The organism is Xylophilus sp. ASV27 (assembly GCF_016428875.1).
Classification (GTDB): Bacteria; Pseudomonadota; Gammaproteobacteria; order Burkholderiales; family Burkholderiaceae_C; genus Xylophilus.
Genome location: NZ_JAELTO010000027.1, coordinates 1 through 24,457 on the forward strand (window position 1 = coordinate 1; position 24,457 = coordinate 24,457).

General features: G+C 69.6%; 24 protein-coding genes. 12 read left to right on the top strand and 12 right to left on the bottom strand.

Features of this window, described 5'->3' with window-relative positions; translation table 11 throughout:
- Positions 1 to 251, top strand: a 251-nt coding sequence (locus tag JHD63_RS07905; RefSeq protein ID WP_198970205.1) for a transposase, incomplete at its 5' end; no start/stop codon positions are given.
- A gap of 519 nt (positions 252 to 770) precedes the next feature.
- Here JHD63_RS07905 and JHD63_RS07910 read toward each other — a convergent pair.
- The gene (locus JHD63_RS07910; RefSeq protein WP_198970206.1) at positions 771 to 1,121 is read right to left on the bottom strand and encodes a DUF1488 family protein; all 351 of its coding nucleotides are present in this window, start codon (positions 1,119 to 1,121) and stop codon (positions 771 to 773) included.
- A gap of 123 nt (positions 1,122 to 1,244) precedes the next feature.
- On the opposite strand from JHD63_RS07910, the gene JHD63_RS07915 reads away from it, so the two are divergent.
- Positions 1,245 to 2,012 carry a Crp/Fnr family transcriptional regulator gene (locus JHD63_RS07915; RefSeq protein WP_198970207.1) on the top strand — a complete coding sequence of 256 codons (768 nt, stop codon included), beginning with the start codon at positions 1,245 to 1,247 and terminating at the stop codon, positions 2,010 to 2,012.
- Positions 2,013 to 2,141: 129 nt separating this feature from the next.
- Positions 2,142 to 2,729, top strand: coding sequence for a sterol desaturase family protein (locus tag JHD63_RS07920; protein WP_198970208.1), 588 nt, complete (start codon positions 2,142 to 2,144; stop codon positions 2,727 to 2,729).
- Here the strand turns inward: JHD63_RS07920 and JHD63_RS07925 are convergent.
- From JHD63_RS07925 to JHD63_RS07960, 8 genes are all read right to left on the bottom strand, one after another.
- Entirely contained in the window at positions 2,726 to 4,033 is a 1,308-nt protein-coding gene (locus tag JHD63_RS07925; RefSeq protein ID WP_198970209.1) for a sensor histidine kinase, read from the bottom strand. The genes JHD63_RS07920 and JHD63_RS07925 overlap by 4 nt on opposite strands.
- A gap of 89 nt (positions 4,034 to 4,122) precedes the next feature.
- Entirely contained in the window at positions 4,123 to 4,830 is a 708-nt protein-coding gene (locus tag JHD63_RS07930) for an ABC transporter ATP-binding protein (RefSeq protein WP_198970210.1), read from the bottom strand.
- On the bottom strand, positions 4,827 to 5,585 hold the full coding sequence (locus JHD63_RS07935; protein ID WP_198970241.1) for an ABC transporter ATP-binding protein: 759 nt from the start codon (positions 5,583 to 5,585) through the stop codon (positions 4,827 to 4,829). The genes JHD63_RS07930 and JHD63_RS07935 overlap by 4 nt, the downstream gene beginning before the upstream one ends.
- Positions 5,579 to 6,589, bottom strand: a complete 1,011-nt coding sequence (locus JHD63_RS07940) for a branched-chain amino acid ABC transporter permease (RefSeq protein ID WP_198970211.1) — start codon at positions 6,587 to 6,589, stop codon at positions 5,579 to 5,581. Before JHD63_RS07940 ends, JHD63_RS07935 begins: the two co-directional genes overlap by 7 nt.
- Positions 6,590 to 6,591: 2 nt before the next feature.
- Entirely contained in the window at positions 6,592 to 7,461 is an 870-nt protein-coding gene (locus JHD63_RS07945) for a branched-chain amino acid ABC transporter permease (RefSeq protein WP_198970212.1), read from the bottom strand.
- 112 nt (positions 7,462 to 7,573) lie between these two features.
- The gene (locus tag JHD63_RS07950; RefSeq protein WP_198970213.1) at positions 7,574 to 8,752 is read right to left on the bottom strand and encodes an ABC transporter substrate-binding protein; all 1,179 of its coding nucleotides are present in this window, start codon (positions 8,750 to 8,752) and stop codon (positions 7,574 to 7,576) included.
- 11 nt (positions 8,753 to 8,763) lie between these two features.
- A complete protein-coding gene (locus JHD63_RS07955) occupies positions 8,764 to 9,594 on the bottom strand; it encodes an alpha/beta fold hydrolase (protein WP_198970214.1) in 831 nt (276 codons plus the stop codon).
- Positions 9,591 to 11,210 carry a benzoate-CoA ligase family protein gene (locus tag JHD63_RS07960; protein ID WP_198970215.1) on the bottom strand — a complete coding sequence of 540 codons (1,620 nt, stop codon included), beginning with the start codon at positions 11,208 to 11,210 and terminating at the stop codon, positions 9,591 to 9,593. The genes JHD63_RS07955 and JHD63_RS07960 overlap by 4 nt, the downstream gene beginning before the upstream one ends.
- A 183-nt stretch (positions 11,211 to 11,393) precedes the next feature.
- On the opposite strand from JHD63_RS07960, the gene JHD63_RS07965 reads away from it, so the two are divergent.
- The 4 genes from JHD63_RS07965 to boxA all read left to right on the top strand — a co-directional run bounded on the left by JHD63_RS07965 (position 11,394) and on the right by boxA (position 17,055).
- The gene (locus JHD63_RS07965) at positions 11,394 to 12,395 is read left to right on the top strand and encodes a helix-turn-helix transcriptional regulator (protein ID WP_198970216.1); all 1,002 of its coding nucleotides are present in this window, start codon (positions 11,394 to 11,396) and stop codon (positions 12,393 to 12,395) included.
- A 229-nt stretch (positions 12,396 to 12,624) separates the two neighbouring features.
- The gene (gene boxC, locus JHD63_RS07970; RefSeq protein WP_198970217.1) at positions 12,625 to 14,322 is read left to right on the top strand and encodes a 2,3-epoxybenzoyl-CoA dihydrolase; all 1,698 of its coding nucleotides are present in this window, start codon (positions 12,625 to 12,627) and stop codon (positions 14,320 to 14,322) included.
- A 23-nt stretch (positions 14,323 to 14,345) separates the two neighbouring features.
- Complete coding sequence (gene boxB, locus JHD63_RS07975; protein WP_198970218.1) at positions 14,346 to 15,785, top strand: benzoyl-CoA 2,3-epoxidase subunit BoxB; 1,440 nt, start codon at positions 14,346 to 14,348, stop codon at positions 15,783 to 15,785.
- Between the two features lie 16 nt (positions 15,786 to 15,801).
- Entirely contained in the window at positions 15,802 to 17,055 is a 1,254-nt protein-coding gene (boxA, locus tag JHD63_RS07980; RefSeq protein WP_198970219.1) for a benzoyl-CoA 2,3-epoxidase subunit BoxA, read from the top strand.
- A 41-nt stretch (positions 17,056 to 17,096) separates the two neighbouring features.
- Here the strand turns inward: boxA and JHD63_RS07985 are convergent, their stop codons facing one another.
- The 3 genes from JHD63_RS07985 to JHD63_RS07995 form a co-directional block, all read right to left on the bottom strand.
- A complete protein-coding gene (locus JHD63_RS07985) occupies positions 17,097 to 17,351 on the bottom strand; it encodes a zinc ribbon domain-containing protein (RefSeq protein WP_198970220.1) in 255 nt (84 codons plus the stop codon).
- 364 nt (positions 17,352 to 17,715) lie between these two features.
- Positions 17,716 to 18,390 carry an OmpA family protein gene (locus JHD63_RS07990; protein ID WP_198970221.1) on the bottom strand — a complete coding sequence of 225 codons (675 nt, stop codon included), beginning with the start codon at positions 18,388 to 18,390 and terminating at the stop codon, positions 17,716 to 17,718.
- Complete coding sequence (locus JHD63_RS07995) at positions 18,387 to 18,524, bottom strand: hypothetical protein (protein WP_198970222.1); 138 nt, start codon at positions 18,522 to 18,524, stop codon at positions 18,387 to 18,389. Before JHD63_RS07995 ends, JHD63_RS07990 begins: the two co-directional genes overlap by 4 nt.
- A gap of 294 nt (positions 18,525 to 18,818) precedes the next feature.
- On the opposite strand from JHD63_RS07995, the gene JHD63_RS08000 reads away from it, so the two are divergent.
- The 5 genes from JHD63_RS08000 (at position 18,819) to JHD63_RS08020 (ending at position 24,172) form a co-directional block, all read left to right on the top strand.
- The gene (locus JHD63_RS08000; RefSeq protein ID WP_233167793.1) at positions 18,819 to 19,217 is read left to right on the top strand and encodes a hypothetical protein; all 399 of its coding nucleotides are present in this window, start codon (positions 18,819 to 18,821) and stop codon (positions 19,215 to 19,217) included.
- Positions 19,218 to 19,293: 76 nt separating this feature from the next.
- On the top strand, positions 19,294 to 20,646 hold the full coding sequence (gene miaB, locus JHD63_RS08005; RefSeq protein ID WP_198970223.1) for a tRNA (N6-isopentenyl adenosine(37)-C2)-methylthiotransferase MiaB: 1,353 nt from the start codon (positions 19,294 to 19,296) through the stop codon (positions 20,644 to 20,646).
- The gene (locus JHD63_RS08010; RefSeq protein WP_198970224.1) at positions 20,643 to 22,106 is read left to right on the top strand and encodes a sensor histidine kinase; all 1,464 of its coding nucleotides are present in this window, start codon (positions 20,643 to 20,645) and stop codon (positions 22,104 to 22,106) included. Before miaB ends, JHD63_RS08010 begins: the two co-directional genes overlap by 4 nt.
- Entirely contained in the window at positions 22,096 to 22,770 is a 675-nt protein-coding gene (locus tag JHD63_RS08015; protein ID WP_198970225.1) for a hypothetical protein, read from the top strand. Before JHD63_RS08010 ends, JHD63_RS08015 begins: the two co-directional genes overlap by 11 nt.
- A 10-nt stretch (positions 22,771 to 22,780) precedes the next feature.
- Positions 22,781 to 24,172 carry a sigma 54-interacting transcriptional regulator gene (locus JHD63_RS08020; RefSeq protein WP_198970226.1) on the top strand — a complete coding sequence of 464 codons (1,392 nt, stop codon included), beginning with the start codon at positions 22,781 to 22,783 and terminating at the stop codon, positions 24,170 to 24,172.
- The last annotated feature ends 285 nt before the right edge of the window (positions 24,173 to 24,457 follow it).

Genomic DNA, 24,457 nt, shown 5'->3' on the forward strand with positions numbered 1-24,457 from the left:
AGGCGCCCCAGGCGCGCGACTTCACGAACCAGCGCGTGCGCAAAGGCGGCGAGATCGACGAAGCCGAGCGCTCGAAGAATCGCAACAAGTCCAGGGTGCGCGCCCGCGTGGAGCACGTCTTCGCGGTGGTCAAGCGGCTATGGGGCTTCACCAAGGTGCGCTACCGCGGCTTGGCCAAGAACGCCACACGCTCGTTCGTCGCCCTGGGCCTGGCCAACATCTACCTGGCGCGCCAGCGCCTCATGGCATGAGTGCGCCCGCAACACCGGCCATGCGCGGGCGTGGGCCAGAAATGGTCGCAATCCGGCTCGCAATCGAGCCGCTGCGGCCTTCCCATCTCGGAGTTCCCGATCAACGCGACCGCGCCTCGCTGAAATCGACCGCTTGTTCAGCTTTGCCTTAGACGGTCTTTTTGGCCATAGAACTGTATGAATATCAGTTGTTTTCGGCCTATTTCCGCCCTCATCAGGTTCGATTCCTGTCGAGGGGACCAGGTGATGGCTCGGCCTCATCCATCCCGGAATCCCGTGCTATAATGCGTGGTTACCGAAACGCAAATCCAAAATAAGTATTTCGGTTGCCTGCGCAGGCAAAGCCGAATCTCACGGCGGCACGTCGAACATGAACTACCACGACGAGAAAAACAACAGGTAGCTCCCGCATGTGAATGTGCCGTAACGTGGGCCGCGTAAGAGCCCACGACCATCTTCCCGAAGCCCGCTGCACGCGGGCTTTCTTGCGTCTGGGCCTGGCCATCGTGTTCCGGGCGATCAGCCCACGGCGCGCAGGTCGAACTCCCGCAGCATCACCGGCGGGCGCGAGCCGCCGGCCATGCGGCGGTGCACGGCGGCTTCGATGTCCGCTGCCTGGGCGCGGTAGGTCTCCAGCGGGTCTTCGCCCTGCGCTTCGGGGCGGTAGTGGTAATGCAGGGCTTCCCTGCCGATGCTCGCGCCCACCAGTTGGCCATCGACGCGCACCCACAACCGCACGGTCCCGGAATCCTCATGGAACAGCGCGCAAGGATGGGCGGATACGGGTTCTTCGCTGGGAGCTGCGACGGCCCGCGCGTCCTGTGGCGACGGCGGATCGGGCGGCGTCCGTGTTCCGGTGATGGGGTTCATGGGGCCTGGATCCATAAAGTGATAGGGTGCATGGCGATACTCCTTTCCAAACACGGTGCGCCCATGCGGGACGCCTGTCTGTGCGCTGTCGCACCGATCCGATCCGCCGACCTGGAGACGCACATGGCCCCCACCTCCGACCCGCGTCAGAACCGCCTGCTCGGTGCGCTCCCCGAAGCCGAGTTGGCCCGCTGGCTGCCGCACCTGGAGGCGGTGGACATGCCGCTGGGCACGGTGCTCTGCGAGCCCGGCGCCAGGCTGGCTCACGCGTACTTTCCGGTGACGTCGGCAGTGTCCCTGCTCTGCGTGATGGAGGACGGCGCCTCGGCCGAAACCGCCGTGGTCGGGCGCGAAGGCATGCTGGGCGTTGCGCTGTACCTGGGGGGTGAATCGACTCCCAGCCGTGCCGTGGTGCAGGGCGCGGGCCATGGCTTTCGGCTGCGGTCCCGTCTGCTGCTCGACGCCTTCCATCAGGCCGGCCCGGCGCAGGCATTGCTGCTGCGCTACGCCCAGGCCCTGCTCACGCACATGGCGCAGATAGCCGTGTGCAACCGCCACCATTCCCTGGAGCAGCAGTTGTGCCGCTGGCTGCTGCAGCGCATGGATTGCCAGTCCTCCACGGAGATCACCATGACGCAGGAGCTGATCGCCAGCATGCTGGGCGTGCGCCGCGAAGGCGTCACGCAGGCCGCCGGCCGCCTGCAGGAGCTCGGCCTCATCCGCTACCACCGCGGGCACATCGCCCTCATCGACCGCGAGCGGCTGCAGCGCCATGCCTGCGAGTGCTACTGTGTGCTCCGAAAGGAATACGACAGGCTGCTGCCCCCCCGCCCGCAGGGGCCTCGGGCAGGCCGGCAGGCCGCGGCTGCGCGCTCCCTGAATGCGGCGTAGGACCGGAGCGCGGACACATGTCGTCCGTGCGGTAGCGCACAGACGGGACAGTAGGCCGCCGCTAGTTTTGCTCGCAAACCGTGACTGGGTCCGGCCGTGGATCGGTAGCCAGTCGAGTCAAGGAAACGCATGCCTCTCTTCACGCTGGAGCACAGCAAGTCCGCGTACCGTGCAGACTTCGCACTTTATGCAGGCGCCTCCACCGCGCTCTCGCTTTACCTCATCTTCGAGGCTCCCCATGCCCTGCGGCTGGAGCTTGCCGCCCTGGCCATGGCGGGGCTGGCAGGCTGGACCCTCGTGGAGTACGGGCTGCACAGGTTCGTACTGCATGGGCTGCCGCCTTTCAGCACCTGGCATGCCGAGCACCACCGCCGGCCGACCGCGCTCATCTGCACGCCCACGGTGCTCAGCGGCTCGCTGATCGTCCTGCTGGTGTTCCTGCCCGCGCTGCTGCTGAGCGATCTGTGGCGCGCCAGCGCCGTGACCTGCGGCATGCTGATCGGCTACCTCGGCTACACGATCACCCACCATGCCATCCACCACTGGCGCAGCGACAGTGCCTGGCTCCGCAAGCGCCGGATCTGGCACGCCCTGCACCACACGCCCAACGGCCCCGCCGGCCACTTTGGCGTGACCAGCGCCTTCTGGGACTACCTGCTGGGCAGCCGTCAGCGTGCGGAGGGCAGGCTCCGCTGGCCGGGCTCGGGCAAGTCCTAGGGTTCAGGGTACTGCTTGGGCAGCAGCACCCGGAAGACGGTTCCCTTCGCAGGATCGGATTCGACTTCCACGCTGGCGTCGAGCAGTTCCGCCAGCCGCTTGACGATGGACAGGCCGATCCCCTCGCCCGGCTCATGGCGCGTCAGGTCCCGTTCCGGGCGGGCCACGGGATCGGGCTCTGCGTGGGGCGTCTGCCCCTTGCGGGCCGCGTCATCGGATTTGCGCGACAGCTCGGTCGCCTCTTCGAGCGCTCCGGCCAGCGATGCGTCGTTTCCCGCCTGCAGGCCGGGCCCGGTGTCCTGCACGCAGAGCATCCAGCGCCTGCTGTCGTCCTCGGCACTGTCGCTCCAGCGCACGGTGACGCCACCGCGCCGGGTGTACTTGATGGCGTTGAGCACCAGGTTCTGCGCCAGCCGGCGCGTCTTGGTGGCGTCGGCCTGCACCCGCAGCGGCACCGGGCCGTCGAAGCGCAGGTACAGCGCCTGCTGCTCCGCATAGGGCTGCAGGTCTTCGCAGAACTCGCGCAGCAGCGTGCCGACGTCGGTATCCAACGCGTACCGCCGCTCCTTGCCGGCCTGCAGGCGGGCCAGTTGCATCACGTCGTCCAGCAGATGGCGCAGCGCGGCCACGTTGCGGTCCAGGATGCGCACGAAGTTGCTGCGCACCGGATCCGGGATGGCCGGCCGGTTGAGTCCCGCCGTGACGTTGGCCACCACGCCCAGGTTGCCGCGCAGGTCGTGCGCCACCTGGTGCCACAGCTCGCCGCGCTGCTTCTCCAGCTCCCGCACCCGGTCCATGGCAAGCTGCAGGTCGGCCATGTGGCCGGCGGCCTCCAGTTGCTGCAGGCGGAAGAACTGCGCCGTGCTTTCGCCGATGCCCACGCTGCAGAGCGCGGCCCAGTCGCCGCGCGCGGCGGCCATCACCTCGTGGCTCACCTCGGGATGCAGGCGCTGGTAGTCGTCGAGCTCGGCCACCATGCTTTCGTTGAGGCGCCCCAGTTCGCGCGACACCTCCAGCAGGTCGTAGCCCTGCTGCCAGCGGTGCAGGCCATGCGCGGCCGCCTGCTGCCCCTCCTCCGCCGCACGCGGCATGGCCGAGGGCCCGCCGGGCGGCGGGTCGAGCCGGGCCTCGAACGAGGCCAGCAGGGCGGGGATGTGGTCGTTGAGCTGTGCCCGGGGCAGCGAGGCGCCCGTGGTCAGGACCGGGTCTTGGTGCACCGCGCCGCGCCAGGCCTTGAGGATTTCCTCGCGCCGCGCGCGCAAATGCCTGCCTAGCGCGGCAAGTTCTGTATCCGAGATCGGCATGGAGTCCCTTTCCGGGAGTGCGCCCGGCATGTCATGCCGCCATTTTCGCGCGCTGGCGCAGACGCATCCCGTTACCGCCTGCCGACGCCCTAGAGCCCGAGAAAGTGGCGCAGCTCCGGCGCATCGCGCAGGGCGCCGGCATCGCCGCTGAGCACCGCGCGGCCCTTCTGCAGCACCAGCAGCCGGTCGGACTGCGCGGCGACGCGGCGGTAGTCGCGGTCCACCACGAGTGTGGCCAGGCCGGTGGCGCGGATCTGGGCGATCACGCGCCAGATCTCGTCCACGATCAGCGGCGCCAGGCCCTCGGTGGCCTCGTCGAGCACGATGGCCTCGGGGTTGGTCATGAGGGCGCGGCCGATGGAGAGCATCTGCTGCTCGCCGCCCGACAACTGGCCGCCGAGATGGCCCAGGCGCTCGGTCAGGCGCGGGAAGGTGGCCAGGATGCGCTCCCAGGTCCAGGCGCGCCGGCCATCGCGGCCGGGGCGCGCGGCCATCAGCAGGTTCTCGCGCACGGTGAGGTTGGGGAAGATGCCGCGGCCTTCGGGCACGTAGGCGATGCCGAGCCGGGCCGCCTCGTGCGGCCTGCCGCGCGAGAGGTCCCGGCCCTGCACCGTGATGGCGCCGCTGCGCTGCCGCACGTGGCCCAGCAAGGTGCGGATCAGGGTCGACTTGCCCATGCCGTTCTTGCCCAGCAGCCCGAGCGTCTCGCCGCAGTGCAGCGAGAAGTCGATGCCATGCAGGATGTGGCTGCTGCCGTACCAGGCGTGGAGATCGCGCGCTTCGATCAGGCTGCTCATGCATGGCCCCCGAGATAGGCCGCCTGCACCTGGGCGTCGGCACGCACCGCTTCGGGCGCGCCCGAGGCGATGACGCCGCCATCGACCATCACCGTGATGCGGTCGGCCACGGCGAACACCGCTTCCATGTCATGTTCCACCAGCAGCAGCGCATGCCCGGCGCGCAGGCTGCGCAGCAGCTCGAGCATGCGCGCCGACTCCTCCGGCCCCATGCCGGCCAGCGGCTCGTCCAGCAGCAGCACCGTGGGCGCGGTGGCCAAGCACATGGCCACCTCCAGCTGGCGCTTCTGCCCGTGCGACAGGTTGGCGGCCACGCGGCCGGCCAGCGCGGCCAGGCCGGCGCGCTCCAGCGCCTGGTCGGCGCGCTCGGTGCTGAAGCGGCAGCGCGCGGCGGGCTGCCAGAGTTTCCACGCCTGCTGCGCCTGCATCTGCGCGGCCAGGCGGCAGTTCTCGCGCACCGACAGCGGCAGGAAGATGTTGTTGCGCTGGTAGCTGCGGCCCAGGCCGGCGCGGGCGCGGCGCGGCTGCGACCAGTCGGTCACGTCGGCGCCCTCGAGCTGCACGCTGCCGGCGCTCAGCGCGATCTCGCCCGACAGCAGGTTGACCAGGGTGGACTTGCCGGCGCCGTTGGTGCCGATCAGCGCGTGGATCTCGCCGCGCCGCAGGTCCAGCGACACGTCGCGCACGGCGGCCAGGGCGCCGAAGCGGCGGGTGACGCCCGCGGCGCGCAGCGCAAACGGGGCGGCGCTCACGATGTGCGCTCCCGCGCGGCGGGAAGAGCCGCCGGCCGGGCCTGCCAGCGACCGCGCAGCCACGCGAAGCCGCCCGCGATGCCCTGCGGCAGCACGGCCACGGCGATGATGATGAAGCCGCCCATCAGCAGTTGCCAGTGCTTGGTCATGCCCTGGAACCACTCGGCCAGCAGCACGAAGGACAGCGCGCCCAGCACCGCCCCCGGCAGGCTGCCGATGCCGCCCAGGATCACCATCAGCAGCGCATTGCCCGACTGGTGCCAGCCCAGGATCTCGGGGTTGACGTAGCCGTGCTGCACCGCGTAGAGGAAGCCCGCCACGCCCGACAGCGCGCCGGCCAGCGTGAAGCTGGCCAGCTTGTAGGCCGTGGTGTTGCAGCCGGCCGCGCGCATGCGCTGCTCGTTGTGGCGGATGCCCACCAGCGCATGGCCGAGCCGCGCGCGCAGCACCAGCGCCAGCAGGCCCACGGTGGCGGCCATGAGCAGCAGCGCGAACCAGTAGAAGTGCGCGGTCTGCTCCAGGTCCAGCAGGCGGTGGCCGAACAGCGTGAATTCCGGCTTGATGTAGAGGTAGGTGCCGTCGCTGCCGCCGCCCAGGTCGGTGTCGTGGAACACGAAGTAGACCATCTGCGCGAAGGCGAGCGTGACCATGATGAAGTAGATGCCGCGCGTGCGCATCACCAGCAGGCCGATGACGAAGGCCAGCAGCGCCGCAGCGCCGACCGAGGCCGCCAGCAGCCACCAGCCGTTGCCGGCCTGCGACTGCGGCGCCAGCAGCGCCACGGTGTAGGCCGCGAAACCGAAGAAGGCCGCATGGCCCAGGCTGACCAGCCCGGTGTAGCCCACCAGCAGTTGCAGGCTCAGCGCGAAGATCGCCATGATCAGCACCTTGGCGCCCAGCTCCTGGTGGAAGGCCGAGCCGATGGGTGCCGGCAGCACCGGCAGCAGCGCCAGCAGTGCGAAGGCCGCGAGCCAGGCCCAGACGGCGATCGGAACGAGCTTGCGCATCGCTAGGTTCCCTGGCGGAACAGGCCCTGCGGCTTGCAGAGCAGGATCGCGGCCATCAGCACGTAGACCAGCACGCCGGCCGCCTGCTGCCACAGCACCTTGCCGAAGGTGTCGACGAAGCCGATCAGCAGCGCCGCCACCAGCGCGCCCTTGACCGAACCGATGCCGCCGATCACCACCACCACGAAGCAGACGATCAGCACCGAGCTGCCCATGCCCGGATAGACCGACGCCACGGGCGCGGCGATCATGCCGGCGAGCACGGCCAGCGCCATGCCCACGGCGAACACCACGCGGTAGAGCAGCGCGATGTCGATGCCCAGCGACTGCACCATCTCGCGGTTGGTCGAACCCGCGCGCACCATCATGCCCAGCCGGGTGTGGCGGATCAGCGCGTACATGCCCGCGGCCACCGCCAGGCAGACCGCCGACATGAAGAGCCGGTACACCGGGTAGGCCATGCCGTTGCCGATGGCGATGCTGCCGTCGAGCCAGGCCGGCACCGCCACGCCGTGCACGTCGTCGCCGACCAGGATGCTGCGCAGTTCCTCGAACACCAGGATCAGGCCGTAGGTCATGAGCACCTGCGACAGGTGCTCACGCTCGTACAGGAAGCTGAAGAAGCACCACTCCAGCAGGTAGCCCAGCACCACCGCCAGCACCACGCCCAGCAGCAGCGCCAGCGCGAAGTTGCCGACCAGGCTGCTGAGCGTGAAGGCCATGTAGGCCCCGATCATGTAGAAGCTGCCGTGCGCCAGGTTGATGACGCCCATGATCCCGAAGATCAGCGTCAGCCCGCTGGCCACCAGGAACAGCAGCAGCCCGTACTGCACGCTGTTGAGGCATTGGATGAGAAAGGTCGTCAGGTCCATGGCGCGGCGGCTTGTAAAGCCATTTTTCAGGTCAAAAAGGGCTGCAGCCCAGGTATCACCTTGGCCATATGCTATTAATAAAATAGCAAAAGAACACGCGAGCCGATGCGCCTCACATGCGGCAGCCGCGCGCCGGGTCGTCCAGGCTCCTGGCCGCCACGCTCACCAGTTGGTTGCTCTTGCCCACCACCTTGCGCAGGTAGATGTCCTGCACCGGGTTGTGCGCCCTGGACATGGTGAAGGGGCCGCGCGGGCTGTCGATGCGGGCCTGCTCCATGCCCTTGACCACCGCGTCGCGCTTGGAGATGTCGCCGCCCGCGGCCTTCAGGCCCGCGGCCAGCAGTTGCGCCGCGTCATAGCCCTGCACCGCATACACGTCGGGCTGCAGCTTGTAGGCCTTGGCATAGGCGGTGCGGAAGCTCTGGTCCTTGGGCACCTTCAGGTCGTCCGCGTAGTGCAGCGTGGTGAGCAGGCCGCTGGCGGCGTCGCCCTGCGCCTCCAGCGTGCCGTCGGTGAGGAAGCCCGCGCCGTACAGCGGGATCTTCTCCTTCAGGCCCGCGGCGGCGTAGTCCTTCACGAACTTGACCGCGCCGCCGCCGGCGAAGAAGACGTAGACCGCGTCCGGCTTCAGCGCCGCGATCTCGGTCAGCAGCGCCTGGAACTCGACGTTGGGGAAGGGCAGGTTCAGTTCCTTGAGCACCTTGCCGCCCTTGCCCTCGAAGCCTTCCTTGAAGGCCTTGACCGACTCGTCGCCGGCGGCGTACTTCCAGGCGAGCGTGACCGCCGTCTTGTGCTTGAGCTGCTCGGCCGCGACCAGCCCCATGGCATAGGCCGGCTGCCAGTTGCTGAACGAGCTGCGGAAGATGTTGGGCGCGCACAGCGGGCCGGTGACCGCGTCGGCGCCGGCGTTGGGCACGATCAGCAGCGCATTGTTGTCCTTGGCCACCTTGGCCATGCCCATGGCCACGCCCGAGTGCACGGTGCCCACCAGCACGTCGACCTGGTCGCGCTTGACCAGCTTGTTGGCGTTTTCCGGGGCCTTGGCCGGGTCGGACTCGTCGTCCACCTTGAAGTACTCGACCGAGCGGCCGGCGAGCTTGCCGCCGTTCTCCTCGACGTAGAGCCGGAAGCCGTTCTCGATGGCCACGCCCAGGGCGGCGAAGGTGCCGGTGTAGGGCAGCATCAGGCCGACCTTGACCGGCCCCGGCGCCTGGGCCTGGGCGCCGGCGGTGAACAGGGCCGCCGCGGCGGCGCAGGCGAGCGTGAGGGAACGCAGGGGAGTGGAATGCATGCTTGTCTCCTTCATGTGCTTGTGGTGAGAACCCCGGGAAAACCCACGTGGCGGCGCAGGAAGCCCGCGACCGCCGCCTTCAGCGCGGCGGGCTGGTCGCGGTGCGGCGAGTGGCCGCAATCCTCCAGCACCAGCAGCTCGGTCTGCCGCACCGCCGCGGCAATGCCTTGTATCTGCCACAGGGTACCGTATTCGTCCTCGCGGCCCTGCACCGCCAGCACCGGGCAGGCGATGGCGGGCAGCGCCGCCTCGATGTTCCACGCGCGGAAGGCCGGGTCCAGCCAGACGTCGTTCCAGCCCCAGAAGGCCGAGTCGGGGTCGGCGTGGTAGCGCGCGAGCTTGCTGCGCAGGTCGGTGGTGACGTAGCCGTCGCGCGCCTGCTCGATGCTGCGGATGGAGACGTCCTCCACCCCGATGTGCGGCGCCGCCACCACGATGCCGGCCACCCGGTCCGGGAACGCCGCCGCGTGCAGCAGCGCGATCGAGCCGCCGTCGCTGTGGCCATAGAACCAGGGCCGGTCGGCCGCCGTGTCGTGGCCGATGGCGGCGAAGAAGGCGGGCAGGAACGCATGCGCCTGCCGGTGCATGAAATCGACCGGCCAGCGCTCGTGGTGCGGGCGCGGACTGGACTGGCCGTAGCCCCAGCGCGACAGCATCAGGCCGCGGCAGCCGGCCGCGTCACACAGTTGCGCGGGGAAGTCCTTCCACATGGTGATCGAGCCCAGGCCCTCATGCAGGAAGACCAGCAGCGGCCGCCCACGCCGCCCGGGGGCCAGATGCTGGTACTCGATGCGGGTATCGCGGCCGTCCCAGCGGACCTGGACGAACTGCGGCGCCGTCATACGCTCGCTCCCGAGCGGCTGGCCGCGGCAATGGCCCCGGCCGCCGCGATCCGCCCGCGCTCCTGCTCGCGCAGGCGAAAGCGCTGGATCTTGCCGGTCGCGGTCTTGGGCAGCTCGTCCACGAAGGCGATTTGGCGCGGGTACTTTTGCGGCGCCAGGCGCGTCTTGACGAAGGCCTTGAGCTCGGCCTCCATCGCCTCGCCGGCCCCATGGCCGGCCTTGAGCACGACGAAGGCCTTGGTCCTGGCCAGGCCCTGGGCGTCCTCCACGCCGATCACCGCGGCCTCCAGCACCGCCGGGTGCTGCACCAGCGTGCCTTCGACCTCGAAGGGCGAGACGTACTGGCCGCTGACTCTCAGCATGTCGTCGCTGCGGCCGGCGTAGGTGTAGGTGCCGTTGGCGTTGCGCTGGTACTTGTCGCCGCTCTTGGTCCAGGCGCCCTGGAAGGTCTCGCGAGACTTCTCGCGGTTGTTCCAGTACATCAGCGCGGCGCTGGGCCCGCGGATGTAGAGGTCGCCGATCTCGCCGTCGGCCACCGGCCGGCCGTCCTCGCCGCGCAGCTCCAGCTCATAGCCCTCGACCGGGCGGCCGGTGGTGCCGTAGTGCACGTCGCCCGGCCGGTTGGACAGGAAGATGTGCAGCATCTCGGTGGAGCCGATGCCGTCGATGATTTCGCAGCCGAAGTGCGCGGTGAAGCGCTCGCCGATCTCGCGCGGCAGCGCCTCGCCAGCGGAGGAGCACATGCGCAGCGCCACCGCGTCGCGCGCCGGCAGCGCGGGCGAGGCCAGCATGCCGGCATAGCCGGTGGGCGCGCCGCAGAACACCGTGGGCCGCAGCCGCGTCAGGCGCTCGAAGCAGGCCTCGGGCGTGGGCCGGCCCGCCATCAGCACCGTGGTGGCGCCGACCGACAGCGGAAAGCTCAGCGCATTGCCCAGGCCGTAGGCAAAGAACAGCTTGGCGGCCGAAAACACCGTGTCGCCCTCGTGCAGGCCCAGCACCGGCTTGGCGTACAGCTCCACCGTCCAGTACAGGTTGCCGTGCGTGTGCACCGTACCCTTGGGCCGGCCGGTGGAGCCCGAGGAATAGAGCCAGAAGGCGGGCTCGTCGGCCAGGGTGCGCGCGGCATCGGCCGCCGGCGCGTGCGCGGCCAGCAGCGCATCGAGCGCCTGCGCGCCTTCGGGCAGCGCGCCGGCCGGGCGCGAGACCAGCAGGTGGCGCAGCTCATGGGGTTGCAGCGCCATGGCCTGGCGCAGCACCGGCAGCAGCGCATCGGACACCAGCGCGGCGCGGGCGCGGCTGTCGGTCAGCATGTAGGCGTAGTCGGCTGCGCCGAGCAGGGTGTTGACGGCCACCGGCAGCACGCCCGCGTGCAGCGCGCCGAGGAAGGCCACCGGCCAGTCGCAGCAGTCGTGCATCAGCAGCAGCACGCGGTCCTCGCGCTGCAGGCCCAGGGCGCGCAGCGCGGCGGCCATGCGGCGCACGCGCTCGTCGAGCTGGCCATAGCCGAGCGTGCCGTGCTCGTCGATGTAGGCGGCCTTGGCGCCGCGCGCGGCGTTGAGCGCCAGCAGGTGGCCGGCGAAATTGAAGACGGCGGGGGGCGGAGCGATGTCGCTCATGGCTGGCTTCGGAGGCGCGCCACGTGCGGTTCGCGCAGCGTCTTCGGGCCGTCCCGCGGTCCGCCGGCGACGGCCTGGGTTATCGTCGGCACGCATGAATCGAATGGCGCTTTCATCGTCTCCGCCTTCATCGGGTGGTGGCGCCGTCGGGGCACCTGTTAGAATTTTCATGCACTATTTTGCATGCATGGCCGGACGATACGGCGCGGGACTTTCCAGTGTCAACAAAAATACAGCACGACTGGGGTAAATACGGGGAGTGCCCGCCGGCACCGGGAGCGCGCCATGGCTGAGCCCGCGCCGGACCCGGGCAAGCCGCCCTTTCTGGTGGCGCTGGGCGAGCGCATCCGCAACCTGCGGGCGCGGCGCGGCCTGACGCGCAAGGCCATGGCGCAGGCCGCCGGCATCTCGGAGCGGCACTTCGCCAACCTGGAACTGGGCACCGGCAACGCCTCCATCCTGGTGCTGCAGCAGGTGGCGCAGGCGCTGCAATGCTCGCTGGCCGAGATCCTGGGCGACGCCACCACCAGCTCGCCCGAATGGCTGCTGATCCGCGAGCTGCTGGACGGCCGCAGCGACGCCGACCTGCACCGCGCGCGGCTGCGCCTGGCCGAGCTGTTCGGCTCGGGCGGCGATGGCCGGGCGCGGCTGTCGCGCATCGCGCTGGTGGGGCTGCGCGGCGCGGGCAAGTCCACGCTGGGCCGCATGCTGGCCGAGGACCTGGACTACCCCTTCATCGAGCTGAGCCGCGAGATCGAGAAGGTCGCCGGCTGCAGCATCGTCGAGATCCACTCGCTCTACGGCACCAACGCCTACCGCCGCTACGAGCGCCGCGCGCTCGAGGAGACGGTGCAGATCTACCCCGAGGCGGTGATCGCCACGCCCGGCGGGCTGGTGTCGGACGCCGCCACCTTCAATCTGCTGCTGTCGCACTGCTACACCGTGTGGCTGCAGGCCGAGCCCGAGGATCACATGAAGCGCGTGGTGGCGCAGGGCGACTTCCGCCCTATGTCCGGCAGCAAGGAAGCCATGGATGACCTGAAGCGCATCCTGGCCGGCCGCGCCGCGTTCTACGGCAAGGCCGACCTGCAGTACCGCACCAGCGGCCATTCGCTCGAAGAAGCCTTTACCGGCCTGCGCAGTGCGGTGCGCAACGCGGTGGGTTTGCCCGACTGGGCGGTCTGAGACCGGTTTTTCAAGCCTTTCAGGCCTGAAGCCCAGGTAGTACCTGGGCTTATAGCTATAATATTTATAGCAAACAGCGCTTGATGCCGGAAGGCGCAGCGATACGCGCTTGCACTCCTTTACCGCATCCCCAGGGTTTCCCCCAGGACCCGGTCCGCACTCGTGCACTATATTTCACATAAAGCGATTGACGTGAAGTAATTTGCATAACGCCGCCAGGAGTTCCGCCATGAATGCCCCGACCTCTTCCGCACACCTGGCCGCGCCGCCCGGGGCGGCCGCGCGCATCGACTACCGCACCGAGCCCGGCCAGTACCGGCACTGGAGGCTCGCGGTGGAGGGCAGCACCGCCACGCTCACCATGGACATCGCCGAGGACGGCGGCCTCATGCCCGGCTACAGGCTCAAGCTCAATTCCTACGACCTGGGCGTGGACGTGGAACTGCATGACGCGGTCAACCGCATCCGCTTCGAGCATCCGCAGGTGAAGGTGGTGGTGATCACCAGCGGCAAGGAGCGCATCTTCTGCTCGGGCGCCAACATCTTCATGCTGGGCCTCTCGACCCACGCGTGGAAGGTGAACTTCTGCAAGTTCACCAACGAGACGCGCAACGGCCTGGAAGACTCCAGCCGCCACGACGGGCTGAAGTTCCTCGCCGCCGTGAACGGCGCCTGCGCCGGCGGCGGCTACGAGCTGGCGCTGGCCTGCGACGAGATCTTGCTGGTGGACGACCGCTCCAGCGCGGTCAGCCTGCCCGAGGTGCCGCTGCTGGGCGTGCTGCCGGGCACCGGCGGCCTGACCCGGGTCACCGACAAGCGCCACGTGCGCCACGACCTGGCCGACGTCTTCTGCACCAGCGTGGAAGGCGTGCGCGGCCAGCGCGCGCTGGACTGGCGCCTGGTCGATGCCATCGCCAAGCCGGCCAGGTTCGCGCAGACGGTGCAGCAGCGCGCCGCCGCGCTGGCCGCCAGGAGCGACCGGCCCGCCGACGCCACAGGCATCGCCCTGCCCCGCATCGACCGCACGGAAGGCGCCGACAGCCTGCGCTACGCCCATGTCGGCGTGGAGATCGACCGCGCCAGGCGCACCGCCACGCTGACCGTGCACGCACCCGCCGACGCCGGCCCGGGCGACGTCGCCGGCATCGAAGCCGCGGGCGCCGCCTGGTGGCCGCTGGCCATGGCGCGCGAACTGGACGACGCCATCCTGCACCTGCGCACCAACGAGCTGGACATCGGCACCTGGCTGCTCAAGACCCGGGGCAGCGCCGCCGCCGTGCTGGCGCAGGACCAGGTGCTGCTGCGGCAGCGCGGCCACTGGCTGGTGCGCGCCACCATCGGCCTGCTGCGGCGCACCTTTGCGCGGCTGGACGTGTCCTCGCGCAGCCTGTTCGCGCTGATCGACGAAGGCTCCTGCTTCGCCGGCCTGCTGGCCGAGCTGGCCTTTGCCGCCGACCGCGCCTACATCCTGGCGCTGCCCGATGCGCCCGAGCGCGCGCCGGCGATCACGCTGGACGACGTCAACTTCGGCCTGCTGCCGCTGGTGACCGAGCAGTCGCGCCTGGCGCGCCGCTTCTACGAGGAAAGCGCGCCGCTGGAGGCCGCGCGCGCCGCCATTGGCCGCGCGCTGCCGGGCGACGAGGCGGTGGCGCTGGGCCTGGCCACGGCCGCGCCGGACGATATCGACTGGGACGACGAGATCCGCATCGCCATCGAGGAGCGCGCGGCCATGTCGCCCGACGCGCTGACCGGCCTGGAGGCCAACCTGCGCTTCGCCGGCAAGGAGAACATGGCCACGCGCATCTTCGGCCGGCTCAGCGCCTGGCAGAACTGGATCTTCAACCGCCCCAACGCCGTGGGCGAGCACGGCGCGCTCAAGGTCTATGGCAAGGGCGAGAAGGCCGCCTTTGATCTGAACCGCGTTTGACCCGAACCCCCAAGGAGACCGCCATGTCCGCCCTGCCCTCGACGATGAACTACAGCGACAAGATCCCCAACAACGTGAACCTGTCGGAGGACCGCACGCTGCAGCGCGCGCTCGAACAGTGGCAGCCCAACTTCCTCCACTGGTGGGACGACGTCGGCCCCGAGGGCTCCACCGACCACGAGGTCTACCTGCGCACCGCCGTCAGCGTCGATCCGCAGGGCTGGGCCCAGTTCGGCCACGTGAAGATGCGCGACTACCGCTGGGGCATCTTCCTGAACCCGGCCGACCCCGAGCGCAAGGTGCACTTCGGCGACCACCTGGGCGAGCGCGCCTGGCAGGACGTGCCCGGCGAGCACCGCGCCAACCTGCGCCGCATCATCGTCACCCAGGGCGACACCGAGCCGGCCTCGGTGGAGCAGCAGCGCCACCTGGGCCTGACCGCGCCTTCGATGTACGACCTGCGCAACCTGTTCCAGGTCAACGTGGAGGAAGGCCGCCACCTGTGGGCCATGGTCTACCTGCTGCACAAGCACTTCGGCCGCGACGGCCGCGAGGAGGCCGAGGCGCTGCTGCAGCGCACCTCGGGCGACCAGGACAACCCGCGCATCCTCGGCGCTTTCAACGAGAAGACGCCCGACTGGCTGGCCTTCTTCATGTTCACCTACTTCACCGACCGCGACGGCAAGTTCCAGCTCGCCGCGCTGTCCGAGAGCGCGTTCGACCCGCTGGCGCGCACCACCAAGTTCATGCTGACCGAGGAGGCGCACCACATGTTCGTGGGCGAGTCCGGCGTGTCGCGCGTCATCGCCCGCACCTGCCAGGTGATGAACGAACTCAAGACCGACGACCCGCAGAAGGTCCGTGCCGCCGGCGCGATCGACCTGGCCACCATCCAGCGCTACCTCAACTTCCACTACAGCGTGACCATCGACCTGTTCGGCGCCGACCAGTCGAGCAATGCCGCCATCTTCTACAGCTCGGGCCTGAAGGGCCGCTACGAGGAAGGCAGGCGCGAGGACGACCACCTGCTCAAGGGCCAGACCTACCGCGTGCTGGAGGTGCAGGACGGCCAGCTGGTCGAGAAGGAAGTGCCCATGCTCAACGCGCTCAACGAGGTGCTGCGCGACGACTTCATCAAGGACTCCGTCGCCGGCGTGAACCGCTGGAACAAGGTGATCGAGAAGGCCGGCATCCCCACCCGCCTCAGCGTGCCGCACAAGGCCTTCAACCGGCAAATCGGCGCGCTCGCCGGCCTCAAGATGTCGCCCGAGGGCCGCGTGCTCAACGCCATGGAATGGGCCGCCCGGCGCGACGAGTGGCTGCCGGGCGCGGAGGACTTCGCCTTCGTGGCATCGCTGATGGGCCGCGTGGTCGAGCCGGGCAGGTTCGCCGGCTGGATCGCGCCGCCGGTCATGGGCATCAACCGCCAGCCGATCGACTTCGAGTACGTCAGGTTCGGTTGAGGACACGGGAGCATTCATGGCAGCCGTCCTGGAGGAACACGGCATCCTCAACCAGCACCTGATAGACCCCGAGATCTGCATCCGCTGCAACACCTGCGAGGCCACCTGCCCGGTGAACGCGATCACGCACGACGACAACAACTACGTGGTGCGCGCCGACGTCTGCAATGGCTGCATGGCCTGCATATCGCCCTGCCCCACCGGCTCCATCGACAACTGGCGCCGGGTGCCGGCAGGCAAGGCCTACAGCATCGAGGAGCAGTTCGGCTGGGACGTGCTGCCGGCGCCCCTGCCTGAGGAAACACTGCCGGCCGCGCCGGGCGTGGCGGAACCCGTTGCCGCCGCCGCGCCGCCGCCGGCCGAGCCCGTGTTGCGCTCCGCCGAATGGGGCGCCGCCGTGCCGCCCTGGTCGGCCGCGCGCGCCTTCACCAACCTGTACGGCCCGAAGAACGCGGTCAGCGCCACCGTGGTCGGCAACTACAACTGCACCGAGGCCGGCTTCGAGAGCGAAACCCACCACATCGTGCTGGACTTCGGCAGCATGCCCTTCCCGGTGCTGGAAGGCCAGTCGATCGGCGTCATCCCGCCCGGCAGCGATGCGCTGGGCAAGCCGCACGTGGCGCGCCAGTATTCGGTCGCCAGCCCGCGCAACGGCGAGCGCCCGGGCTACAACAACCTGGCGCTCACCGTCAAGCGCGTCACGCAGGACCACCAGGGCCACGCCGTGCGCGGCATCGCCTCCAACTACCTGTGCGACGCCAGGGTCGGCGACACGGTGCGCGTGATCGGCCCCTTCGGCCATTCGTTCCTGATGCCCAACCACCCCCGCTCGCACATCGTCATGGTCTGCACCGGCACCGGCAGCGCGCCGATGCGCGCCATGACCGAATGGCGCCGGCGCCTGCGCGCCTCGGGCAAGTTCGAGGGCGGCAAGCTGATGCTGTTCTTCGGCGCGCGCAGCCAGCAGGAGCTGCCCTACTTCGGCCCGCTGCAGAACCTGCCCAAGGACTTCATCGACATCCACCTGGCCTACTCGCGCACGCCGGGCATGCCCAGGCGCTACGTGCAGGACCTGATGCACGAGCGCGCCGCCGACCTGGCCGCGCTGCTGCGCGACGGCAACACGCACATCTACGTCTGCGGCTTGAAGAGCATGGAAGAAGGCGTGGTGCTGGCCCTGCGCAACGTGGCCGAGGGCGCCGGCCTGCACTGGGAAACGCTGGGCGCCACGCTCAAGCGCGAGGGCCGCCTGCACCTGGAGACCTACTGATCGGCCGCACGCCGCCGGGCCGCATCCGGGCCGGGCGGGCCTCAGCGCGCGCCGGCAAAGAGGAGATAGAACATGAAGCCGGCCATGATGCAGAACACCACGATGGCGATCAGCCGCGCCACGTGCGGCACGATGAGCCAAGCGCCCAGCAGCGCGGCCAGCCTGCCCAGCAGGCCGGCATTGGCCCCGGGCTGAGGGGCCGGACCACGCCCGGTGATTGGACAGCCGCAGGCCGGACAGGCCACGGCCTGCGTCGATACCTGGCGGCCGCATTCCGGGCAGGGGATCAGGGCCATGTCGATGTTCCTTGGCAAAGCATGTCAGTTATCCATGGCGCTCACGCGTCACCCGTAGCGCATGAAACCGGCAGAGGCACCGCAGGCCGCGCAGCAGGCCAAGTGCAGACATCCGCGGAACCGGTTGCGCCGGTCCGCCGGATGTGTCCCCTTGAGGGGGAAGGCGAAGACGCGAAGCGCGCAGCCTGGGATAGTTTCATTCCACCGCAATGCGCGCCACCCGCAGCGTGTAAAACCCAAAGGACCAAAAGGCCGCGGAGCAGGCCATCCGCAAACATCCGCGGAACCGGCTTTGCCGGGCCGCAGGATGTGCCCCCTGCAAGGGGGAAGGCGAAGACGCGAAGCGCGTAGCCTGGGGGTGCTTTCATTTCATCGCTTCCCGCCAACCACGGCGGGATCGATGACGATCTCCACCCGCCGGTTGCGCTGCCGGCCCGCGGGGTCGTCGCGGCCATCCGGCTGCGCGTTGGGCGCCACCGGCCGGCGCTTGCCGAAGCCCGCCCAGCGTGCCGCCGCCGCGCTGCTGGAGCGCCTGCGCCACCGCCTGCGCCCGGCGCAGCGGGAGCGCGTCGTTGTAGCTGTCGCTGCCCTTCCCGTCGGTATGCCCATTGATCTGCACCGGCGCGCCGGGATAGCTGCGCAGCAGTTCGGCGGCCTGATCGAGCGTGGCCCGGTCGAAATCGAAGAGCACGTCGGCCGGCAGGTTCACCACGATCGCCTGCTGCTCGGTCTGGCGCGCCTGCAGGCTGGCGATGAGTTCGCGCGTGCGCTGCAGGCGCTCGGGCGGAATCTCGGCCTCGCGGAACACTGCGGCCGGGCCTTGCACCGACTGGAAGCTGGATGTCGCCGGCGCGGACCGCGGGCTGCCGCCCACGCCGGCCGGCCGCAGTTCGGTGGACGGCGCGTGGGCAGCAGGCCCGAAGGTGGTCGGCACATCCTTGAGGCTGCCGGCCACGCGCCGCACCGCATAGGGCTCGGCCCAGGCCGCCTGCGCCAGCAAGAGCGACAGCGCCAGCAGGGCCGCGCAGCGGCCGCTCATGTGCCGGTGCCACCCGCCACCGCCAGCGGCAACTTGATGGACAGGCCCGGGCCGATCGAGTTGTCCGACTCGCTGCCGTCATTGAGCACCAGCGTCAGCTCGGTGGTGCCCGGCGGTACGCTGCCGAGGAACAACAGCTTGCCTTCGGTTGTTCACCTCGTTCACCACAGAAGACAGACGCCGCCCAGGCCGCCGGCCTGCGCCGCACGCTGGCCGCCCTGGGGGAGTGCTACCGCAACGCCAAGGCTGGCGACGACGTGCTGCTGATGGAGGGGCTCTCGGCCCTGGTATCCCCGGCGCGAGATGGCTGGTACGCGGAGAAGATGGAGCCGGCCCGGCTGCAACTGCGTTGCCAGCCGCTCCAGGGATATCGCGCTGCGCGCGCGGGCCCGCCCTAGAATGCCGGGTTCAGCCTCTGGATGAACACCATGAACCGCTGCCCGCGCTTTTCCCTTTTCCTGATGGATGCCTTGCGGCGCCTCGCATGGGCGGCACTGCCGCTCGCGCTGCTGGCCGTGGCGGCCGGCCCGGCCCAGGCCGAGCCCAGGAAATTTCCGCCAACGCTGCTGCGCGGCACGCTGCTCGTGACCTATCCGCCCGCCGTGCTGATGAACGGCCGCGAAGACCGGCTGGCGCCGGGCGCCATCATCCGCAACACGCAGGGCAGCGGCGTGCTGTCGGGCACGCTCGCGGGCCAGAAGCTGGTGGTCAACTACCGCCGCGACAACCTGGGCCAGATTCTCGAAGTCTGGCTGCTGACCGAAGAAGAGGCCGCCCTGCCGGCGCCCGGCCAGCGCTCGGTGTTCCAGTCGATTTTCGGCTCCTGAAAGCCCTCCCGCCGCAGGCGCAACCGGCTGGCGCCCGCCGCAGCCACGACATCCACGGCCCCCGGCCGCACGACCCATGAGCAAGAAAGTCTTCATCAAAACCTTCGGCTGCCAGATGAACGAGTACGACTCGGACAAGATGGCCGACGTGCTGGGCGCAGCCCAGGACTACGAGCCCACGCAGGACGTGGAGGAAGCAGACCTGATCCTGTTCAACACCTGCTCGGTGCGCGAGAAGGCGCAGGAGAAGGTGTTCAGCGACCTGGGCCGCATCAAGCACCTGAAGGCGCGCGGCGTGAAGATCGGCGTCGGCGGCTGCGTCGCCAGCCAGGAAGGGGCGGCCATCATCGCGCGCGCGCCCTATGTGGACGTGGTGTTCGGCCCGCAGACCCTGCACCGCCTGCCCGAACTGCTGCGCCAGCGCGAATCGCAGAACCGCCCGCAGGTGGACATCAGCTTTCCCGAGATCGAGAAGTTTGACCACCTGCCGCCGGCCCGCGTCGAGGGGCCGAGCGCCTTCGTCTCCATCATGGAGGGCTGCTCCAAATATTGCAGCTACTGCGTGGTGCCCTACACCCGGGGCGAGGAAGTGAGCCGGCCGTTCGACGACGTGCTGGTGGAGATCGCCGGCCTGGCCGACCAGGGCGTGCGCGAGGTCACGCTGCTGGGCCAGAACGTGAATGCCTACCGCGGCCCCATGGGCGGCACCAAAGAGATCGCCGACTTTGCCCTGCTGATCGAGTACGTGGCCGAAATCCCCGGCATCGAGCGCATCCGCTACACCACCAGCCACCCGAACGAATTCACGCAGCGTCTGATCGAGGCCTACGCCAAGGTGCCGCAACTGGTGAGCCACCTGCACCTGCCGGTGCAGCACGGCAGCGACCGCATCCTCATGGCCATGAAGCGCGGCTACACCGCCATGGAATACAAGAGCACCATCCGCAAGCTGCGCGCCATCCGTCCCGGTCTGGCCCTGAGCAGCGACTTCATCGTGGGCTTTCCCGGCGAGACCGAGGACGACTTCCAGAAGATGATGAAGCTGATCCACGACGTGGGCTACGACACCAGCTTCAGCTTCGTCTTCAGCCCGCGCCCCGGCACGCCCGCGGCCAACCTGGCCGACGACACCCCGCACGAGGTCAAGCTCCGGCGCCTGCAGCACCTGCAGGCCGTGATCGAGGACAACGTGCGCGCCATCAGCAAGAGCCGCGTCGGCACGGTGCAGCGCCTGCTGGTCGAAGGCCCCTCGCGCAAGTCCACGCCCGAGGCCCCTGAGCTCATGGGCCGCACGGAATGCAACCGGGTGGTGAACTTCCAGGGCCCGGCGCGGCTGATCGGCCAGATGGTGGACGTGAGCATCACCGAGACGCTGGGCCACTCGCTGCGCGGCGCGGTGCGCGGCGGCGAGGCGGCGCTCGCCGCATGAGCAGTGTCTCCTCCACCGGCGCGGCCGCGCGCGCGCAGCGCCGCGCGCCGGTGCGCGGCTCCTTCCAGCAACTGCTGCTGGTGGCCTTCCTGCTGATCGCGGCGCTGCTGGGCGGCATCTCGCTGCGGGCGGTGTTCACCTTCGACGGCCTGATGGCGCAGAGCCGGGGCTTCTCGGCGCGGGCCATGCAGCTCAACGCGGTGGTGCAGAACCTGGCCGACCGCAGCTCCACCATGGAGCGTGCCGGACGCCAGTCGCTGATCCTCAACGACGCGATGCTGCGCAAGCGCTTCGACGAGGCCGCGCGCGAGGGCGCGGACCTGCTGGCGCAGCTCGAACCTGGAGACGTTCCGCCGGAATTGGCCGCGCGCTGGCGCAATCAACTGGCATCGATCACCGGGCTGTTCGCCGGCCCGCCGGAAACCGCGCTCGACCGGGAGCGCGCCATGGCGGCCGAGTTCCGGGAACTCGAGGTGGTCAATGGCGCCGTGGCGCAGGAAGTGCAGCGCGCGATCGAGGGGCGCAACCGCATCCTCACGGCGCGCCTGGACGAGAGCCGCGAGCGGCTCACGCGCATGGTCATGGGCGCCATCGGCCTGTCGGTGCTGCTGGCGGTGGGCTTCGGCCTGTGGCTGGCACGGCCCTTCATGCGGCTGGAGCGCGCGATCGTGCGGCTGGGCGAGAACCAGCTGGACGAGCCGATCGACATCCGCGGCCCTGCCGACGTGCGCCGCGTCGGCCAGCAGCTCGAGTGGCTGCGCCTGCGGCTGACCGAGCTGGATGCGGACAAGGCCCGCTTCCTGCGCCATGTCTCGCACGAACTCAAGACCCCCCTGGCCGCGCTGCGCGAAGGGGTGGCCCTGCTCGAAGACGGCGTGGCCGGCGAGCTGACCGACAACCAGCGTGAAGTGGCCCGCATCCTGCAGCAGAACACCGTCGTGCTCCAGGGGCAGATCGAAGCCCTGCTGCGCTTCAATGCGGCCGCGTTCGAGGCGCGCCAGCTGCAGCGGCAGAAGGTCGACCTGCTGCAACTGCTGGAGGAGCAGGTCGATGCCCAGCGCCTGCAGTGGCAGGCCCAGGCCCTGTCGGTGCGGATCGAGGGTGCGCCGGTATCGGCCCAGGTCGATGCCGGCAAGCTCGCCACGGTGGTGGGCAACCTGCTGTCCAACGCGATACGCTTCTCGCCCCGGCGCGGCACCATCGTGCTGCGCCTGGCGCTCCAGGGCAGCCAGGTGCAGATCGAGGTCCAGGACCAGGGCCCCGGCGTGGCCGAGGCCGACCGTGCACGCATCTTCGAACCCTTCTACCGAGGCGAGCGCCAGCCCAGCGATGCCGCGCGCGGCACCGGCATCGGCCTGTCCATCGTGCAGGAGTACATTGCAGCGCACGGCGGCACGATCGCGCTTCTGCCCGACAGCGCCGGCGCTCATTTCCGTATCGAATTACCCCATGTCCCCTGAACGTTTCCCTCTGCGCCGGCGGGTGTCCGCCGTCGCCCTGGGTGCCGCGGCGCTGCTGGCCGCCTGCACCACGCCCATGCCGCGCCCGGCTCCGCAACCCGTGCCCGAGCCCACCGTGCAGGTGCCGATCTGCACGCCGTCGGAGTCCGAATCGGAAGCCCGCGCCGCCGCGCAGGAGGCGCGTACCGAGGCCCCCGGCGCCAGCACCACGCCCCCGCCGCCCGAGGGCAACGTGGCCCTGCTCGCCTACGCCGACCGGGTGCGCGCCATGGCGCCGGCCGAGCTGGCCCAGGAACTCTCCCGCCTGAACGATCTGCAGGACGCGCGGCGCGCGCCGTTCCAGGACATGCAACTGGTGGTGGTGCTGGGTCAGACGCGCGCACCGCAGGACACGCTGCGCGCGCAGGCGCTGCTGCAGCGCCTGCTCGCGCAGCAGAACGACGAGGCGCGCCGCCTGCAGCCGCTGGCCCGCCTGATCCTGGCCCGCTATGGCGAGCAGCGCCGGCTTGAGGAGATGATCGACCGGCAGAGCCAGCAGCTGCGCGACAACCAGCGCCGCATCGACCTGCTCAACGAGCGCCTGGAAGCGGTGCGCGCCATCGAGCGCAGCCTGACCCGGCCCGGCGCGGCCGGCAGCGCGGCGCCACCGCGGGCCGCGCCCTGATGCCACGCCCATGAGCCGCTCCGCTTCCCCCTCGTCCGCCAGCGGACCTCGCATCCTCGTGGTGGACGATGACGCCGACATGCTGCGCCTGCTGTCCATGCGGCTCAATGCCGCGGGCTACCGCGTGACGGCGGTCAGCTCGGCAGAATCCGCGCTGACCCAGCTCGAGTTCGAGCACCCGCAACTGGTGCTGTCGGACGTGCGCCTGCCCGGCAAGGACGGGCTGGCACTGTTCGACACCATTCAGGCGCGCCACCCGTCCCTGCCGGTCATCCTGCTCACGGCCCACGGCACCATTCCGGACGCGGTGGAGGCCACTGCGCGCGGGGTCTTCAGCTACCTGACCAAGCCCTTCGACGGCAAGGAACTGCTCGACAAGATCGGGCAGGCGCTCACGCTCAGCGCCCCCCCGGTGCAGACGGCGCAGACGGACGAGGCCTGGCGCTCGGAGATCATCAGCCGCTCCAGCCGCATGGCCGAGGTCCTGGCCGAGGCGCGCATGATCGCGCAGTCCGACGCCTCGGTCCTGCTGCGGGGCGACAGCGGCTCGGGCAAGGAGCTGCTGGCGCGCGCCATCCACCGCGCCAGCCCGCGCGCGAAGAAGCCGTTCGTGGCGGTGAACTGCGGCGCCATTCCCGAGGCATTGCTGGAGTCCGAGCTGTTCGGCCACATGAAGGGGGCCTTCACCGACGCCACCAGCAACCACAAGGGACTGTTCCAGGCGGCCGACGGCGGCAGCCTGCTGCTCGACGAGATCGGCGACATGCCGCCGGCGCTGCAGGTCAAGCTGCTGCGCGTGCTGCAGGAGCGCGCCGTGCGGCCGGTGGGGTCGAGCCAGTCCATTCCCGTGGACGTGCGCATCCTGTCGGCCACCCACCGCGACCTGGACGCCGCCATGCAGGCCGGGCAGTTCCGCGAGGATCTCTACTACCGCCTGAACGTCGTGACGCTGACGCTGCCCACGCTCGGGGAACGGCGCGAGGACATCGCCCTGCTGGCCAACCACTTCCTGCATAAGCTCGCGGGCAAGTACGGCAAGCGCCTGTCGGGCTTCGCGCCGGAGGCGCTCAAGGCGCTCACCACCGCCCCCTGGCCGGGCAATGTGCGCCAGCTCTACAACGTGGTCGAGCAGGTCTGCGCGCTGTCCACCACACCGCTGGTCCCCCTGGCGCTGGTGCAGCGGGCGCTGCGCGCGCCCTCCATCGAGGTCTTGAGCTACGCCGACGCCAAACAGCGCTTCGAGCGCGACTACCTGGTCGGCCTGCTGAAACTGACCGACGGCAACGTCGCCGACGCCGCGCGGCTGGCCGACCGCAACCGCACCGAGTTCTACCGGCTGCTGCAGAAGCACGCGCTCACCCCGGGCCATTTCAAGGGCGACGGCCCGCCCCCCGCCGCGTGAGCTGTCGCTGAAGTACGACGCCGCCAAGCCATTGATTTCAAAGGATATTCTGCATGCCGCACTGCAACCTGTCGCTGCAAGGCGACAGATCGACGGGGTTTTCCCGCCCAGGCCGCCAGAAACTTCCCAGACAACTTCAAGAAATCAATATAACTCATTGATTTTTAAGTAGAAAAATAACCTGGCATGGGGTTTGCACTAATAGGCCATGTGCAGCACCCCGAGCCACCTCCACCTCGTGTCCGAGGGGTCTTGCGGGTCCGCTGCTTTCACGAGCAAGGCATC

Bases quoted from the DNA above. Each gene is read 5' to 3' on its own strand.
- JHD63_RS07910 (WP_198970206.1), bottom strand. From the start codon at position 1,121: ATGAACCCCATCACCGGAACACGGACGCCGCCCGATCCGCCGTCGCCA.
- JHD63_RS07915 (WP_198970207.1), top strand. From the start codon at position 1,245: ATGGCCCCCACCTCCGACCCGCGTCAGAACCGCCTGCTCGGTGCGCTC.
- JHD63_RS07920 (WP_198970208.1), top strand. From the start codon at position 2,142: ATGCCTCTCTTCACGCTGGAGCACAGCAAGTCCGCGTACCGTGCAGAC.
- JHD63_RS07925 (WP_198970209.1), bottom strand. From the start codon at position 4,033: ATGCCGATCTCGGATACAGAACTTGCCGCGCTAGGCAGGCATTTGCGC.
- JHD63_RS07930 (WP_198970210.1), bottom strand. From the start codon at position 4,830: ATGAGCAGCCTGATCGAAGCGCGCGATCTCCACGCCTGGTACGGCAGC.
- JHD63_RS07940 (WP_198970211.1), bottom strand. From the start codon at position 6,589: ATGCGCAAGCTCGTTCCGATCGCCGTCTGGGCCTGGCTCGCGGCCTTC.
- JHD63_RS07945 (WP_198970212.1), bottom strand. From the start codon at position 7,461: ATGGACCTGACGACCTTTCTCATCCAATGCCTCAACAGCGTGCAGTAC.
- JHD63_RS07950 (WP_198970213.1), bottom strand. From the start codon at position 8,752: ATGCATTCCACTCCCCTGCGTTCCCTCACGCTCGCCTGCGCCGCCGCG.
- JHD63_RS07955 (WP_198970214.1), bottom strand. From the start codon at position 9,594: ATGACGGCGCCGCAGTTCGTCCAGGTCCGCTGGGACGGCCGCGATACC.
- JHD63_RS07960 (WP_198970215.1), bottom strand. From the start codon at position 11,210: ATGAGCGACATCGCTCCGCCCCCCGCCGTCTTCAATTTCGCCGGCCAC.
- JHD63_RS07965 (WP_198970216.1), top strand. From the start codon at position 11,394: ATGCATGGCCGGACGATACGGCGCGGGACTTTCCAGTGTCAACAAAAA.
- boxC (WP_198970217.1), top strand. From the start codon at position 12,625: ATGAATGCCCCGACCTCTTCCGCACACCTGGCCGCGCCGCCCGGGGCG.
- boxB (WP_198970218.1), top strand. From the start codon at position 14,346: ATGTCCGCCCTGCCCTCGACGATGAACTACAGCGACAAGATCCCCAAC.
- boxA (WP_198970219.1), top strand. From the start codon at position 15,802: ATGGCAGCCGTCCTGGAGGAACACGGCATCCTCAACCAGCACCTGATA.
- JHD63_RS07985 (WP_198970220.1), bottom strand. From the start codon at position 17,351: ATGGCCCTGATCCCCTGCCCGGAATGCGGCCGCCAGGTATCGACGCAG.
- JHD63_RS07990 (WP_198970221.1), bottom strand. From the start codon at position 18,390: ATGAGCGGCCGCTGCGCGGCCCTGCTGGCGCTGTCGCTCTTGCTGGCG.
- JHD63_RS08000 (WP_233167793.1), top strand. From the start codon at position 18,819: ATGAACCGCTGCCCGCGCTTTTCCCTTTTCCTGATGGATGCCTTGCGG.
- miaB (WP_198970223.1), top strand. From the start codon at position 19,294: ATGAGCAAGAAAGTCTTCATCAAAACCTTCGGCTGCCAGATGAACGAG.
- JHD63_RS08010 (WP_198970224.1), top strand. From the start codon at position 20,643: ATGAGCAGTGTCTCCTCCACCGGCGCGGCCGCGCGCGCGCAGCGCCGC.
- JHD63_RS08015 (WP_198970225.1), top strand. From the start codon at position 22,096: ATGTCCCCTGAACGTTTCCCTCTGCGCCGGCGGGTGTCCGCCGTCGCC.
- JHD63_RS08020 (WP_198970226.1), top strand. From the start codon at position 22,781: ATGAGCCGCTCCGCTTCCCCCTCGTCCGCCAGCGGACCTCGCATCCTC.